Raw genomic sequence first — 14,266 nt, 5'->3', positions numbered from 1 at the left:
AATTTGTTTCCGCCGCGCACGTTCCTGCGTATATGAAGGGTGAAATTCACTGGAGGATGAGCCCATGGACGACAGCGAAGACGAGCGCTATCGCGCGCCGGCGCTCGACAAGGGGCTCGATATCCTTGAACTGCTGGCGGGCGTCGACGGCGGCCTGACCCAGGCCGAAATCGCCAAGAAACTCGACCGCAGTCCCAACGAATTCTATCGCATGCTCGACCGGCTGGTGCGGCGCGGCTACGTCACGCGCCTCGACGGCGACCGCTATTCGCTAACGCTCAAACTGTTCGGTCTGGCACAGTTGCACGCGCCGGTACGGCGGCTGGTCTCCTATGCGACGCCGCTGATGCGTGAACTTGCCGAGACATCGCAGCAGGCCAACCAACTCGTTGTTTTTGATCGAGGTTCTGCCGTCGTCATCGGCCAGCAAGAAGCACCGAACTACTGGGGCATATCGATCCGGGTCGGCTCCCATATCAGTTTGTTCGACACCGGATCGGGACATGTGCTGCTCGCCTTCCGCTCACCGGAAGAGCGCCAGATGATGATTTCCGAACACGTCCGCAGCACCGACAAGACGGCGCAATCGACCGAGTTCTTCACCCGTCTCGACCAGATACGCGACCGTGGCTACGAGATGATGGCCTCGATGCAGACAGCCGGCGTCTTCAACCTGTCCGCCCCGGTGCGCAGTTCCGACGGCAAGGCAATCGCCGCACTGTCGATTCCCTACATCACGGTGGTCAACGCGCCTTCCGCGCCCGACATCACCAGGACGATCGAACTGTTGCTGGCGACGTGTGAAAAGCTGTCGCACCTCGCTGGATCAGCAGTCGGCTCATCGGCATGAATTCTTATTTGAATGAAGAATTCCCCCGTGAGATGATTTAAAAAGCCAGAGGGAGGAGCCTCACCATGATCATCGATACCCATCTTCACCTGATCGATCGCTCGGCCCTGCGCTATCCCTGGCTCGCCGGCGTGCCGGCGCTCAACCGCGATTTCTCTTATGAAGACTACGCGACGGAGGCGCAGCGTGTCGGCGTCGGGCGTGTGCTGCATATGGAGGTCGATGTCGATGCGGCCGACATCGAAGCCGAGACCGCTCGTGTGGAAGGACTGTCACGGCAGTCCGGCAGCATGCTGGCCGGGGTGATCGCGTCCTGCCGCCCTGAGGAAGGGGACTTCGCGGCCTATGTCGAACGGCAGCGGGCAAACCCGTTCGTAAAAGGCTTTCGCCGCGTCCTCCATGTCGTGCCCGACGATCTCTCGGAAGGTGCGGTGTTTCGCGACAGCATAAAGCGGCTTGGCGGCACCGGCCTGACCTTCGATCTCGTCGTGCTGCCGCACCAGATCCCCAAGGCGATCGCGCTGGCCGATCTGGCACCCGATGTGACGTTCATCCTCGACCATTGCGGCGTCCCCGACATCAAAGGCAAGAGCGAACATCCATGGCGCGAGCATATGAGCGACATCGCCCGGCGCCCGAATGTCATGGCCAAGATTTCCGGTGTCGTCGCCTATGCCGATGCCGGCAGCTGGACGGTTGAGACGTTGCGGCCGTACGTCGAGCATACCATCAATTCATTCGGCTGGGACCGCGTCGTCTGGGGCAGCGACTGGCCGGTCTGCACGCTAGGCGGCGGCCTGTCGACCTGGGTGGCGGCGACCCATGCATTGCTCTCGGGCTGCAGCATTGCCGAGCGCGACAGGCTGTTGTCCGGCAATGCCCGCAAGCTGTGGCGGCTCGACTGACTGGTCCTTTCAGATGGTTGTCGAGACGTGCCGTTCGCGGCCATAGAGCGAAACCAGCAGCACGATGACGAAGCCGAGCGCGGCCTGCACCGCTGCGGGCTGGAAGCCGAGGCCGATCAGCAGCGTGTTGATCTCGGTCAGCACCAGCACGCCGGCGATCGTGCCGAGATAGCTTCCCCGGCCGCCGACAAGTGCTGCGCCTCCTACGACGACCGCCGCGATGGTCTGGAACAGATAGGGCTGGCCGACATCGCCATAGGCCGAACCGGTGAAGCCGAGCAGCAGCACCCCTGCCACAGCGGCGAAGAAGGCGCTTGCGGCATAGGTGATGACCCACATGCGAACCGGGTCAATCAGCGCCAGTGGCGCCGCGCCCGGATTGCTGCCCAGCGCGTAGAGCCGGCGGCCATAGGGCGTTCGCTCCAGCACCAGCACGACGAGTGCGGCCAGCACGACCAGGCTCGGCACCAGCCACGGCACCGGCAGCGGTCCGGCCGATCCGCCGATCGACACGAAGCTGGAAACCGCTTGCGGCGCGGAGCCCGACGGGAAGCCGGCTGTCCACAGCAGCACCAGCCCTTGCACGACCATGCCGATGCCGAGCGTGACGATCAGCGGCTGGATGTCGAGGCTGCGCGAGATCAGCCCGTTCAGCCCGCCGATGACGAGCGCCAGCACGCCGACAAGGCCGCAGACCAGGACAAAATTCCAGCCATCGCCATAGAGCTGCGCCGCCACGACATTGGCAAAGCCGATGACGAAGGGGATTGAAAGGTCGATGCCGCCCATGATGACGACCAGCGTCTGGCCGATCGAGGCGACGGCAAGCAGCGAGGCGAGCACCAGCATGGCGCGTATGGCAAACGGCGCGGAGTAGCCAGGAATGAGGACCGTGCCGGCGAGATGCAGAAGGGCGGCGACGCAGAAGGCGCCAACGACGCGGGCGTTGGTTGTCGCGAACAGGTTTCGCCCGGTCATGTTAGCGCCCCCTCGTGGCAAGACGTTCCTGCAGCGCTGTCAGCATCACGGCCAGCACCAGGATCGCGCCGTAGGCGATCTGCAGCACGAAGGTCGAGACGTTGAACGTCGTCAGCACGCTTTGCAGCAGGAAGATGTCGATGGCGCCAATGGCTGCACCGGCGACGCCGCCACGCCCACCGGCCAGGCTGACGCCGCCGAGCGCTACGGCGGCGATGGCGATCAGCGTGTAGGTCGGCCCGATGTTAGGGTCGGCGGAGCCGATCAGCGCGGTCAGCATCAGCCCGGCGCATCCGCCCAGGATGCCGGTCATGACATAGGCGATGAAGCGCACGCGCGTGACATCGACGCCGGCGGTGTAGGCCGCGCGGTCGTCGCTGCCGACCGCCATCAGCTGGTCGTAGTAGGGGGTGCGCCGCACCAGCCACCAAGCGATGAACATCAGTGCCAGCGGAAGCATCGAGAGCGGGCCGGACAAGGCCTTGAGCCAAGCCGGCGCCGGGCCGATCGGCGCCGGCAGGATCGTCAGCGTCACGCCGGTCAGGATCAGATAGGTGCCGAGCGTGGCGACGATCGGCTGGATGCGCACGATTGTCGCGAGAAAGCCGTTCGCAGCACCCACCAGCGCGCCGACGAGCAACGCCGCCAGAACGAGCACCAGGGGTGATGAGATGCCGGCGCCGAGGAACAGCACCTGGATCGCCAAAGCGTTGACGAAGCCCATCAATGGCCCGACCGAGATGTCGATTCCGCCACGCCCGGCGAGGATGACAGGCGTGGACGCAATGGCCGCACCGATCAAGGGCGCCGCCAATCCGACCAGCGCGCCCCAGGAACCCGGCTGGAACCGCCCGGGGCTGAGGATAAGATTGATCGCAAGCAGCACGACCAGCAGCACCACCGCGAAGCCGAAATTTCGCCCAAGGGACAGGAGGCGCGCAACAGGGTTCATGCCGCACGTCCGAACATGGCTGATATCACGCTTTCGGTGGTGAGCGCGTCGCCAGAGATCTCGGCCGCGACTTCATTCTCACGGAACACCAGCACGCGCTGGCACAGGAGAAGAATCTCCTCGATTTCGCTGGATAGGATGACGAGGCCCATGCCGTCGGACGCCAGCCCGCGAAACACGTCGTAGAGCACATGCCGCGTCGCCACGTCGACGCCACGCGTGGGATCGTTGAGGAGCAGGATCGCGGGCTCCAGCGCCAAGGCACGCGCCAACAGCACCTTCTGCTGGTTGCCGCCCGAAAGAGTGGTGATCGGCGCATCGGGCCGGGGTGCGGCGATCGACAGTTTTTCGCGGTAGATGTCGTACCGCGCCTTGCGCGCCGCGGGGCTGATCAGCCCGAGCCGAGTGTCGCGCGACAGAGTCGAAACGGCGAAATTGTCGAGCACCGACTGTGTCGGGAAAATGCCGTTGGCGCGTCGGTCGCGCGGCAAATAGGCGATGCCGCTGGCGACAGCCTTGCGAAACCCGGTGATCTTGCGGGAGGCACCCGATGAACCGAGTTCGATCGAGCCGCCATGGGGCGGTTCCAGGCCGGCAAGCATCTTGAGAAACAGCTCCTGGCCATGACCATCGAGACCGGCAAGCCCGACGATCTCACCCGGAGCGATGGCCTGCGTGATCGGGCTGGCGCCGGGCGCGATGACGAGTTCGCGAACGGCAAGACCACCAAAATCGAGAGCAGTGCGATCAGCCATGCGCCAATTCCGCAGCGGTACGTGGCGCCATCGCCTTGAGAAGTTCCGCCGGCGTGGAAGCGCCGCGCTCTTCGGTGCGCACGACGCTGCCGCCCCGCAGGATCGAGATGCGGTCCGAAAGCGACATCACCTCATCCATGCGGTGGGTGATGAACAGGATCAGGCAGCCTTCGCCGGCAAGCGCACGCATCAACGAAAAAACCGATTCGCGGTCGGCGAAGTCGAGCGCGGCGGTGACCTCGTCGAGGATCAGGATCTTTGGGTTGCGCACGATCGCGCGGGCGAGAACGACCAATTGCTGCGCGGCAAGCGGCAGCAGGCCGGCTGGCTTGTCGAGGGGGACGTCGGTGACCGCGAAGCGCTTCAGCGCAGCTTCCGCCCGGTCACGGCGCTCATGACGGGGAACGGCACGCCGGACCAGTCCGTCGAGGCCGAGCAGGATGTTGTCGGTCACGCTGCGATCCGGCGCGATCAGCACCTCCTGGAACACCGTGGCGAAGCCTTGCGCCTGGAAGGCCGATGGATTGGCGCCAGGGAATGGCTTGCCGTGCAGCAGGATCACACCGCTGTCCGGCTGGACGATGCCGGACAACAGCTTGACCATGGTGCTCTTGCCCGAACCGTTCTCGCCCAGAATGGTGTGGATGGTCCCCGCCCGGAACGCGATCGATGCGTCCGCGAGCGCGATCGTCTCGCCATAGCGTTTGGATATGGTTTTGATTTCAAGCATGTCACAATTCGATGCTGGCAGGCCGGCTCCGCGAAAGGAGCCGGCCTGCTGAGAGGCTAGTTCGCGCAGCGTTATTTTGCGCAGGCGTCGGGGACCTTCGAATAATCCCAGCCCTTGGTCGGCGCCGGGTTCGAGAAATAGGCGTCGAGCCATTCCTCCGGCATCGGATCTTTCGGCGGGATCGGGAAGATCGACACGGCATCGGTCGTCATGCAGTCCTTGTACCAGGCACCGAGATCGGCGGTGTGGACAGGCGGGATCGGGATCAGCAGCGTGTTCAGCTTCGGCTTCTGTCCGTCGAGCATGCGCTCGCCGACGCGGAACAGCGTTTGCGCGGTCCAGTGCGGCAGCACCGCATGGCCTTCGAAGCGGTACTTGTCGGGGTTGGCCTTCCAGTAGCCCAGCGCATCGCCGGTGATCGAGCCGGTGATCAATGGCGCCGGCCGGCCGGCTTCCGCGAAGGCTTCGGCAACGACACGGCTCTCGCTGCCTGTCGTCCACACCGCATCGATCGGCGCCGGGTTGGTGGCGATCGCCTGCAGCACCACTGTCTTGGTGACGTTGGCCGTCCAGTTGCCGTTGACGTTGCGCGAGATCTTCAGCTTCGGATTTTCGGCCAGCGCCCTGTCCGCGCCCTGGCGTTCCTGGACCACGATCGGGTGACCGGCAATGCCTTCGACCAGCAGGATGCTGGCGCCGTCCGGCTGCGCCTTGCCAATCGCCGTCATCATGTCATAGCCCCAGCGCGCATAGTTGGAATCGACATTGATCGCGTTCGGGCTGGTCACCGAACCGGCCGCGGTGATGAACGGGATGCCGGCCTTGGCGGCAGCGTCGATCGCATCGTCAAGCGCCGTCGCCGAACCCGGGATCGAGGTGATGATCGAGCACTTCTTGTCGATGAAGGCGCGGATCTGATTGATCTGCTGGCTGGCGTCGTTGTTGGAGTCCGACACCTCGAAGCTGGAGACGGTGCCGTCGGCGATCAGTCCGTCGACAAGCCGCTTCAACTCCTTGGTCACTGTGACCCGCCACGGGTTGCCCTGATAGGATTCCGAGTGACACCATTTCCATGGCTTCGGCGGCGCGGTGAAATTGTCCCAGGCCGAGGGCAGCACCTTCTGGGGCGCGCCGTCATACTGCGCCTTGAGTTCGGTCGGCAGCCCGCCGATGACGCCTTGCACATCCTGGGCAAAGGCGGTCGTTGCAAGCGAGGCAAGCGCCGTTGCGGCCAGCAGGCCGCGGATCATTCCTGTCATTCTTGTTCTCCTCCGTTCGGTTTGGTTCAGGCTCCTCCACCGGCAGCGCCGGACACCTGCACCGGGGAACTCTCCCGAAACAGGCGATTGAGATCGGCAACGACCTGTCGGGCTTGATGCCGGGAGGTCATGCCGGAAAGGATGCGTTCGGACGCGGCCTGCTGGAACGCCATGTAGCCGTCATGGCGCGGCCGCACCCATGCACCCTCCAGCGTCGCGCGCGTATCCCGATAGAAGTCGCCGGTCGCTTCATTGACGGCTTGATCTTCCCAGGCCGCTGCATGGCCGGGCTGGCCGCCGGCGGCGGCATAGGGGCCGCGCTGGACATTGCCGCTCGCGACCCAATAGGCGAAGTCGATCGCGGCATCCCTGGCTTTGGAAAAGGCTGATACGGCTATGCCGGTGCCGCCAAGCGCCGAACCGACCGGGCCGCCGGAACCGATGACCGGAACATCGGCAAAGGCCAGCCGGTTCGCCCGAAAGCCAGCCGTCGCATAGGAAACGTAGCCATAGATCAGTGGCGCGCAGACGATCTGGGAATCGGCCTCCGCCATACGTTCGGAGACGGCAATCGGGTCCATCTCGAAGCAGGCGGGATCGACCAGCGCTGCAATCTCGCGCATTGCCTCGAAGACTTGGCTACCGATCTCCGCATCGATCAGATCGTGGGACGGATCGGTCGTGCAGGCATGCCCGAGATTGCCGGCAAGCGTGTAGAACACCATCAAGACGTGAGGTGGCCGCAGCGGCAGCAGCACGCGGCCTTGCCGGGCGAGATCGAGCACCTCACTCCAGCGCGCCGGCGGCGCCTCGAGCGCATCCGGCCGCCATGCCTGGACTTGGGCCGCCGCATCGATCGGGAAAGCCCATTGCCGTCCTTGCCAGTTGTAGCTCGGATAGGACTGGCCGACGCTGCCCGAGGCAAGGGCTGTGCGCTCCGCCTCGCGGCCGGCGACATCCAGCGGCTCCAGGCAGCGTTCAGCGGTGATCTGGCCGACATGCGGATGGTCGATGACGATGAGGTCATAGGCGCGCGCCAGTTCCTCGACCGCGAAGGATTCGAAATCCTGCAGCGAGCGCTTGTCCCACTCGATGGCAATACCCGTCTTCTGCTGCCACAGCGCCGAGCAGGCGACCATCGGATCGTAGCCGCGTGGATGGCTCCAGGTCATGCCCTTGAGGATGGGCACGCTCACAGGCCGAACTCCGCGCGGATGGCGGCACTGTGCTCGCCGATGCGTGGTGCTGCCCGGTCGACCTTGGCCCTGATGCCATCGACCCGGAGCGGCGAACTCGTGGTGAGGATCGAGACATCATCCTCGCGCGTCACCGTCTGCAGCATATCGAGCGACTGGAACCCCTCGCTTGCCAGCATCTCGGGCCAGGTCAGCACTTTGGCGCACCAGATGTCGGCCGGCTCGAGGATATCAAGCCATTCGTCGATGGTCTTGGTCGCGATCCGCTGCGCGACGACCGCCTTGATGTCGTCGCGCGCGGTGAACCAGGATGCCGGCTTGTCGCGATAGGGTGCGAGTTCGCTGAGCGACAAGAGATCGGCTAGCTTGGGGATCGGCGTCATGGCGATGGCGAGGTAGCCATCCTTGGCCGGATAGACACCGTAAGGCGCCGACAGATAGGCATGCGCACTGCGGAAACTGGAGCGCCTGGGCAGCCGGCGGCCGTCATTGAGATGCGTGGTCAGCACCTCGAACTGGAAATCGACAAGCGCTTCCAGCAGGCTGGTTTCGATGTGGCTGCCCTGACCGGTGATACCGCGCCGCACCAGTGCGGCCAGAATGCCCTGCGCACAGGCCGCACCGGCCAGCATGTCGCCGATGGCAAGGCCGAATGGCACCGGCCCCTGGTCCTCGTCGCCGTTCAACCACATCACGCCGGAACGCGCCTGCGCCAGGAGATCCTGGCCCGGGCGTTTGACCCACGGGCCGTCCTCGCCATAGCCGCTGATCGAGGCATAGACCAGGCGTGGATTGATCTTGCGGACCGCCTCATAGTCCAGGCCGAGCCGTTCGATGACGCCCGGCCGGAAATTCTGGATCAGCACGTCGGCCTTGGCCAGAAGGCCGCGCAGCGCCTCGAGGTCGGCCTCGTTCTTGAGGTCGATGGCAAGACTTTCCTTGGCCCGGTTGATGGCATGGAAGATGGTGGAATCGCCGCCGATCTCGGTGTCGCTGAGATAGAGCCGGCGCGACAGGTCGCCGCCATCCGGGCGCTCGATCTTGATGACGCGCGCGCCGAGATCGAGCAGCCTCAGCGAGCAATAAGGCCCGGACAGGAACTGGCTCATGTCGACGACGACGAGACCGGCGAGCGGCAATTCGGCTGCTGCCGGCATCGTTATTTCTCCGTCTTGCCGACGAAGTCGGCCGGGTTGCGGTACTTCACCGTCTGCAGATGCTCGCAATAGAGAACCAGCTCGCCTTCGCCCTTGAACACCTCGTAGCTGGCGCGGATCAACCCCATCTCCTGATAGCGGGGCTTCTTGTCGAGATTGGAGCGGATCGAATAGATCGTGTCGCCAATGAAGACGGGTTTTATGAAGCGGAGCTTGTCGTAGCCATAGGAAAAGGCGTTGACGCAGTTGGTGGCGACCAGTCCCAGGCCAGCCGAGAAGACGAAGGCGCCGGCGATCAGCCGCTTGCCGAAAATGCCTTCGCTCTCGGCAAACATCTGGTCCTGCACATAGGGGTGGATGTCGAGCACCAGCGTGTTGAACAAATGGCTGTCGCCTTCGGCCATTGTGCGCCGCAACGAGCGGATCTTCTGGCCGACGGGCCAGTCCTCATAGAACCAGTTCTCGGCATTCCACACGGGCAGCGCGGCATGGTCCTCGGGCATGTTTTTTGGGTACGTCGAGGCGACGCCGACGGTGGGCGCGAAATCGTTCATGGCCGGCACCGCCAGCCTTGTATGGGGCCCGTCACAGCTGTCGGAAAACGCATCAAAGCGTCGAAATGCAAGACGTTTCCTCCCGTCAATCTTCTTTTGTAAATAGTATTTTCACATATGGGGTTGCGTTGCAAGCGTGAACAGGCGAAATTTTGGCTGCTCCCGCGCGCCGAAGCGCAGGCGGGCAGGGGAGAAAATCATGCGCAAGGATTGTCTGGTCTTTGTCGGCAGCCTGAACCGTGAGGCACCGTATTTTCAGGGCGCTCGGGGCGTCGGTCTCGGCGTCTACAGCTTCGATGAGGAAACGCTGGAAACACGAAAACTGGCCGAGACCAATGACGTTGACAATCCGACCTTCCTCTCGGTGACGCCGGACGGCTCGCACATCTACGCCAATTCGGAAGTTTTCACCTGGCGCGAGGGAACTGTCTCCGCCTACAGCTTCGATCGTGCTTCGGGTACGCTCATTTATCTGAACAAGCAGCCATCGCTCGGCAGCATCACGGCCCACAACACCATCACCCGCGACGGGACAAAACTGCTGGTCGCCAATTACGGCATGGGCGAGGGCGGTCCGGATCGCGCCGTGGCTGTCTATGGCTTCGAAGAGAACGGCGCCTTGTCGGCGCCGCTCGCCAGCGTTTCGCATGAGGGCAGCGGCCCGAATGCGGCGCGGCAGGAACGCTCGCACGCCCACAGCATTACCGAAACCATTGCCGGCGGGACAGCCATCGTCGCCGATCTCGGCATCGACCGGCTGGTGTCCTACCGGATCGAGCGCGACGGCAATCTGGCCAAGCTAGCCGAATCTGCTTTGCCGCCCGGCGCCGGCCCGCGCCATCTGGCGCTGCATCCGAACGAACGTTTCGTCTTTGTCATGAACGAATTGGATTCGACCATCGTGTCGATGGCACTGGACGAAGCCACGGGCAAGCTCTCGTTCATCGATGCTAAGCCGGCGGTGCCGGCCGAGGCACGCGACAGCAACCACTGCGCCGACATACAGATTTCCCCGGATGGCCGTTTTGTCTACGGATCCAACCGTGGCCACGACAGCGTCGTCATCATGGCGGTCGACCAGCAGACAGGATCGCTGAGCCTCGTCGGCTACGTCCCTTGCGGCGGTGCGACGCCACGCAACCTCGCGCTGACGCCGTCAGGCGGCCATCTGTTTTCCGCCAACCAGAATGGCGACCGCATCTCGATCTTCGCTCGCGACGCCGAGACCGGCATGCTCAGCGACACCGGGCGCGCCATCGAGATAGGCACGCCGATGTGCGTCAAGATCGTGCGCTGAACGCCCACAACTCGCATCGAGCCTCGGGCAAATCCGCCCGGGCTCAAGCCTGTTGTATTGCCGAGAGCTTCCAGTTCGAGCCATTCTCACGCACGAATGTCCACAGCTCGGTCGTCTCCGTCGGATGATCATCGTCGCCCGCGACGACCTTGCCGCTTGCCCGTTCGCGCGTCACGTCACGTGACTCGTAGCGCAATGCGGCCGTGGCGTAGTCGCGGTCATCCTCACGCCAGCTTTCAGCGACGTCGGCCTGCAGCAACGTGATGTCCGTTACCTCGTTCCTGAGACCTTTCTGGGCATTGTCGGCCAGCTCTTCCGACAGATAGGATACCATTTCGGGGGTAACAGCCCGGCGCAGAGCGGCATGGTCTTCGCGCCCGAATGCTTCCTGGACATCGGTCAACAGCTGCTGGAATGCGTCGAGGTCGGTCTGAGCCAGCGTGATCTCATCAGAACCGATGGCCGGAGAGCTTCCGCCCGAACCACCGCCAAAGCCGGGAATTGTGAAGGAGCCTGCAGTCTGCTGCCCTGCCGTTGCGCGGTTCTCAAATCTCGAAGCCTGGGCATTGCCGGCACCGGCGAGCGCTGGCGCAGGACCACGCGCCGATTGCGAGCGGAAGAAGCGGATAGCCAGCATTATCGCGCCACCGATGAGCAGGGCCTGAAGCAGGAAACCGAACATGCCGGCCAGGCCGCCGAAGCCTTGGCCGACGAGCAGACCGATCAGGCCGCCGAGCAGCAGGCCCCGCATCATCGTTCCACCGAAACCGCTCATGAAGCCGGGCCTCTGCGGGCCGGCCTGCGGCTGCCGGGCCGCGTTGTTCACACCGGTGTTGGGCGTCATCGAACGCTCGACCGGAGCGGTCGTAGCCGGTGCGGTCCTGGTCGGCGGTGCCGATTGGAACGTGCGCATGCCACGACTGCCGAAACTGCCGCCGCGGCGCGCCTCGGCATGGTCTATCGCGACCATCGAAAACGCCAGGAACAGTCCTGCAAAGAGGGCTGCAAATCGGCTTGTACGGGAAGTCATCGGAGATGAACCTTTGTCTCTGCGGTTTCGGAAATTTTCAGCCGTCGCCGGGTGCCGGCGTCATGCGGTCAATCGAACAACTCTTCGAAAAATGATTTCTTCCGCTTTGGATAGCGGTGGCCGTGGGAGCGGGAATAATCGTCGTCGCGGCCCTGGCCGTGTTGCGGCTGGGAGAATGCTGCCGGCTGTGGCTGCGGCGCCGGCGCCGCTTCCCTGCCGGAACGCTCGATGATCTTGTCGAGTTCTCCCCGATCAAGCCAGACGCCGCGGCACTGCGGACAATAGTCGATTTCGATACCCTGGCGTTCGCTCATCACGAGCGCAACGCGGCAGGAGGGGCAAGTCATGCCAAGGAGAGAAGTAGATGTCATACGGCGCTCCAAACCAAAAAAGAAGGAACCCGCTCGACCGAAAAGGATGAAAACGGGCCCGTTACAGCGGTCCGACATCACAGTCGCCAAAAGCGACAGTCAGAGGGGCCCGGCCCGCAGGGGACAATTAGGAATGCAGCGCCGCGCCTTCAAGGGGCGATATTGCCCGCAAGAGTGATTTGTTCGCCATCTCGCTCAGACCGTGACCACGATTTCAAATCGTCACCACGATTTCAGATCGTCACCACGATCTTGCCGAACTGCTCGTTCGACTCCAGGTGGCGATGTGCCTCGACGATTTGGTCGAACGCGAAGGTCCTATCGATGATCGGCTTTAGAGTCCCGGTCTCGAGTCCTGCGAGGATGAAAGCCTTGGCGGCCTCCAGTTTCGCCGGGTTGCCGGTGATCTCGTGGACGAGGTAGCCGCGCAGCGTCAGTGTCTTGGCCAGCAAGGCGAATAGCGGAAACGGTGTCGGCGCGTGGCTCAGTCCGCCATATTCGATGAGGATGCCGCTATGCGACATGGCCGCCGTCAGCGGCTCGAAGCTCGGGCCGCCGACCGCATCGAACACGACGCGCACGCCTCGCGGCCCGGCGATCTGGTTCAACCGCGCCGCCAGATCTTCCTCCGTCGAGGCCACGACTTCGGCCGCACCGGCGTCGAGCAGCGCCCGCATCTTCGCCGATGTTCGCGTCACCGCAATCGTCGTCGCGCCCACACTGTTGGCGATCTGGATCGCGGCAAGCCCGACACTGCTCGACGCCGCGGTGATCACCACGTGGTCTCCGCTGTGCAGCCCGGCGATATCGATCAGCGCGCCATAGGCGGTGAGGTATTGCATCCAGACCGCCGCTGCCGTTTGCCAGTCGAGCGACGGCGGGTGCTTGACGATAAGTTCCGCGGGATAAGTGGCAAGCTCGCCATAGGCCGGCCAGCGGATCATCGATTGCGGCGGGATGACACTGACGCCGTCGCCCGGCGCGAATTCCTTCACGCCGTCGCCTATAGCCTCGATGACACCCGCCGCTTCGAGACCAAGCCCCGAGGGCAGCTTCGGCGTCTCGATATAGGAACCCGCGCGCAGCAGCGCGTCGGCGCGGTTGAGGCCGAGCGCCTTGACGCGGATTTGAACTTCGCACGGGCCCGGTGGGGGAAGCTCGGCATCCTCGATGCGCAGAACCTCAGGGCCGCCATGCTGGTGAAAGCGAACCACACGTGTCATTCGGGATACTCCAAATCAACTGGACCGAATGAGCTATGCAGCTAGGCTGCCCGGGGATAAATGGCTGCACGAGAAGAACAGTAGAAACCAGGAGTTCCGAATATGGATCGGCTCGAAAGCATGGCTGTGTTCGTCAAGGCCGTCGATCTCGGCTCGTTCGCGGCAGCAGCGGTCGCCCTGGACGTCTCGGGACCGATGGTTGGCAAGCATGTCCGGTCTCTCGAAGAACGGCTTGGCGTTCGCCTGCTCAACCGGACCACACGCCGGCAGAGCCTGACCGATTTCGGCCGCGCTTACTATGAACGCTGTCGGGTGGTGCTGGCCGAGGCCGACGCCGCAGATGCGCTCGCCGCCGACCAGTTTTCGGAGCCACGCGGAAAACTGCGCGTCACCATGCCGGCGCATTTCGGTCGCCACTGCGTGACGCCCGTGCTGCTGAAACTCGCCCGGCAATATCCGATGCTGGAACTCGATCTATCTCTCAGCGATCGCTTCGCCGATCTTGCCGAGGATGGCTACGATCTCGCCATTCGGACCGGTGCTCTGGGCGACAAGGCGGGGGTGATCGCACGCCGCGTCGCGCGCCAGGACATGGTCGTCTGCGCCGCACCTTCCTATCTTAGAATTCATGGCGAACCGCGACAGATCGAGGATCTCGCCGACCATCAGGCAATTGTCTACCGCCGGCTCGGCCAGATCATTCAGCCCTGGCTATTTGCGCGAGAGGGGCAACCGGTGCAGGAGATCATACCGACCGGCCGGCTGCGGCTCGACGATCTCGATGCCATCGCTGACGCGGCTGCCGACGGCATGGGCCTTGCCTGGTTGCCCTGGTGGCTGGTGCGCGAGCGCATTGAAGCCGGCGCGCTGGTCGCACTGTTGCCGGACCAGCCTCGATATCTCTACGACTGCCATGCGCTTTGGCTGCAGACGCCGCATCTGCCGCTGAAGGTGCGGTTGGCCGTCGATGCGCTGGCCGCCGCCTTGCCGAAGTCGATGGCCTAACCGC

The 14,266-nt window shown here is 63.8% G+C and carries 15 protein-coding genes; 4 read left to right on the top strand and 11 right to left on the bottom strand.

Annotation, left to right across the window (positions count from 1 at the left end; genetic code table 11):
- Positions 1-64: 64 nt before the first annotated feature.
- On the top strand, positions 65-850 hold the full coding sequence (locus tag EJ079_RS32135) for an IclR family transcriptional regulator (protein WP_127267478.1): 786 nt from the start codon (positions 65-67) through the stop codon (positions 848-850).
- Between the two features lie 65 nt (positions 851-915).
- Positions 916-1,755 (top strand): amidohydrolase, encoded by an 840-nt coding sequence (locus EJ079_RS32130; RefSeq protein ID WP_127811134.1) that lies wholly within the window; start codon positions 916-918, stop codon positions 1,753-1,755.
- Between the two features lie 9 nt (positions 1,756-1,764).
- Here the strand turns inward: EJ079_RS32130 and EJ079_RS32125 are convergent, their stop codons facing one another.
- The 8 genes from EJ079_RS32125 to EJ079_RS32090 all read right to left on the bottom strand — a co-directional run bounded on the left by EJ079_RS32125 (position 1,765) and on the right by EJ079_RS32090 (position 9,336).
- Positions 1,765-2,733: an ABC transporter permease gene (locus EJ079_RS32125; protein WP_127811133.1), complete on the bottom strand. Its 969-nt coding sequence runs from the start codon at positions 2,731-2,733 to the stop codon at positions 1,765-1,767.
- A gap of 1 nt (position 2,734) precedes the next feature.
- Positions 2,735-3,685, bottom strand: coding sequence for an ABC transporter permease (locus EJ079_RS32120; protein ID WP_127811132.1), 951 nt, complete (start codon positions 3,683-3,685; stop codon positions 2,735-2,737).
- Entirely contained in the window at positions 3,682-4,440 is a 759-nt protein-coding gene (locus EJ079_RS32115) for an ATP-binding cassette domain-containing protein (protein WP_127811131.1), read from the bottom strand. The genes EJ079_RS32120 and EJ079_RS32115 overlap by 4 nt, the downstream gene beginning before the upstream one ends.
- The gene (locus EJ079_RS32110) at positions 4,433-5,170 is read right to left on the bottom strand and encodes an ATP-binding cassette domain-containing protein (protein WP_127267483.1); all 738 of its coding nucleotides are present in this window, start codon (positions 5,168-5,170) and stop codon (positions 4,433-4,435) included. Before EJ079_RS32110 ends, EJ079_RS32115 begins: the two co-directional genes overlap by 8 nt.
- A 71-nt stretch (positions 5,171-5,241) precedes the next feature.
- Positions 5,242-6,429: an ABC transporter substrate-binding protein gene (locus EJ079_RS32105; RefSeq protein ID WP_127811130.1), complete on the bottom strand. Its 1,188-nt coding sequence runs from the start codon at positions 6,427-6,429 to the stop codon at positions 5,242-5,244.
- A 26-nt stretch (positions 6,430-6,455) separates the two neighbouring features.
- Complete coding sequence (locus EJ079_RS32100; protein ID WP_127811129.1) at positions 6,456-7,625, bottom strand: extracellular solute-binding protein; 1,170 nt, start codon at positions 7,623-7,625, stop codon at positions 6,456-6,458.
- On the bottom strand, positions 7,622-8,782 hold the full coding sequence (locus EJ079_RS32095) for a CaiB/BaiF CoA-transferase family protein (RefSeq protein ID WP_127811128.1): 1,161 nt from the start codon (positions 8,780-8,782) through the stop codon (positions 7,622-7,624). The genes EJ079_RS32100 and EJ079_RS32095 overlap by 4 nt, the downstream gene beginning before the upstream one ends.
- Positions 8,783-8,784: 2 nt before the next feature.
- Positions 8,785-9,336, bottom strand: a complete 552-nt coding sequence (locus tag EJ079_RS32090) for a MaoC family dehydratase (protein ID WP_127811127.1) — start codon at positions 9,334-9,336, stop codon at positions 8,785-8,787.
- 199 nt (positions 9,337-9,535) lie between these two features.
- Between EJ079_RS32090 and EJ079_RS32085 the strand changes: the two genes are divergently transcribed.
- On the top strand, positions 9,536-10,633 hold the full coding sequence (locus EJ079_RS32085; protein WP_127811126.1) for a lactonase family protein: 1,098 nt from the start codon (positions 9,536-9,538) through the stop codon (positions 10,631-10,633).
- A gap of 43 nt (positions 10,634-10,676) precedes the next feature.
- Here the strand turns inward: EJ079_RS32085 and EJ079_RS32080 are convergent, their stop codons facing one another.
- The 3 genes from EJ079_RS32080 to EJ079_RS32070 all read right to left on the bottom strand — a co-directional run bounded on the left by EJ079_RS32080 (position 10,677) and on the right by EJ079_RS32070 (position 13,257).
- A complete protein-coding gene (locus EJ079_RS32080) occupies positions 10,677-11,663 on the bottom strand; it encodes a Tim44 domain-containing protein (RefSeq protein ID WP_127811125.1) in 987 nt (328 codons plus the stop codon).
- A gap of 68 nt (positions 11,664-11,731) precedes the next feature.
- On the bottom strand, positions 11,732-12,034 hold the full coding sequence (locus EJ079_RS32075) for a zf-TFIIB domain-containing protein (RefSeq protein ID WP_127397117.1): 303 nt from the start codon (positions 12,032-12,034) through the stop codon (positions 11,732-11,734).
- A gap of 233 nt (positions 12,035-12,267) precedes the next feature.
- Complete coding sequence (locus tag EJ079_RS32070) at positions 12,268-13,257, bottom strand: zinc-dependent alcohol dehydrogenase family protein (protein WP_127811124.1); 990 nt, start codon at positions 13,255-13,257, stop codon at positions 12,268-12,270.
- Positions 13,258-13,359: 102 nt separating this feature from the next.
- Here EJ079_RS32070 and EJ079_RS32065 point away from each other — a divergent pair, with 102 nt between their 5' ends.
- Positions 13,360-14,262: a LysR family transcriptional regulator gene (locus tag EJ079_RS32065; RefSeq protein WP_127398856.1), complete on the top strand. Its 903-nt coding sequence runs from the start codon at positions 13,360-13,362 to the stop codon at positions 14,260-14,262.
- Positions 14,263-14,266 lie beyond the last annotated feature (4 nt).

Source organism: Mesorhizobium sp. M7A.F.Ce.TU.012.03.2.1, from assembly GCF_004006095.1.
Lineage (GTDB): Bacteria > Pseudomonadota > Alphaproteobacteria > Rhizobiales > Rhizobiaceae > Mesorhizobium.
Note: the sequence above shows the minus strand (reverse complement) of the source record. Positions and strands in the feature narration are given on the sequence as shown.

Coding starts and splice junctions, on each gene's coding strand:
- EJ079_RS32135 (WP_127267478.1), top strand. CDS start 65: ATGGACGACAGCGAAGACGAGCGCTATCGCGCGCCGGCGCTCGACAAG.
- EJ079_RS32130 (WP_127811134.1), top strand. CDS start 916: ATGATCATCGATACCCATCTTCACCTGATCGATCGCTCGGCCCTGCGC.
- EJ079_RS32125 (WP_127811133.1), bottom strand. CDS start 2,733: ATGACCGGGCGAAACCTGTTCGCGACAACCAACGCCCGCGTCGTTGGC.
- EJ079_RS32120 (WP_127811132.1), bottom strand. CDS start 3,685: ATGAACCCTGTTGCGCGCCTCCTGTCCCTTGGGCGAAATTTCGGCTTC.
- EJ079_RS32115 (WP_127811131.1), bottom strand. CDS start 4,440: ATGGCTGATCGCACTGCTCTCGATTTTGGTGGTCTTGCCGTTCGCGAA.
- EJ079_RS32110 (WP_127267483.1), bottom strand. CDS start 5,170: ATGCTTGAAATCAAAACCATATCCAAACGCTATGGCGAGACGATCGCG.
- EJ079_RS32105 (WP_127811130.1), bottom strand. CDS start 6,429: ATGACAGGAATGATCCGCGGCCTGCTGGCCGCAACGGCGCTTGCCTCG.
- EJ079_RS32095 (WP_127811128.1), bottom strand. CDS start 8,782: ATGCCGGCAGCAGCCGAATTGCCGCTCGCCGGTCTCGTCGTCGTCGAC.
- EJ079_RS32090 (WP_127811127.1), bottom strand. CDS start 9,336: ATGAACGATTTCGCGCCCACCGTCGGCGTCGCCTCGACGTACCCAAAA.
- EJ079_RS32085 (WP_127811126.1), top strand. CDS start 9,536: ATGCGCAAGGATTGTCTGGTCTTTGTCGGCAGCCTGAACCGTGAGGCA.
- EJ079_RS32080 (WP_127811125.1), bottom strand. CDS start 11,663: ATGACTTCCCGTACAAGCCGATTTGCAGCCCTCTTTGCAGGACTGTTC.
- EJ079_RS32075 (WP_127397117.1), bottom strand. CDS start 12,034: ATGACATCTACTTCTCTCCTTGGCATGACTTGCCCCTCCTGCCGCGTT.
- EJ079_RS32070 (WP_127811124.1), bottom strand. CDS start 13,257: ATGACACGTGTGGTTCGCTTTCACCAGCATGGCGGCCCTGAGGTTCTG.
- EJ079_RS32065 (WP_127398856.1), top strand. CDS start 13,360: ATGGATCGGCTCGAAAGCATGGCTGTGTTCGTCAAGGCCGTCGATCTC.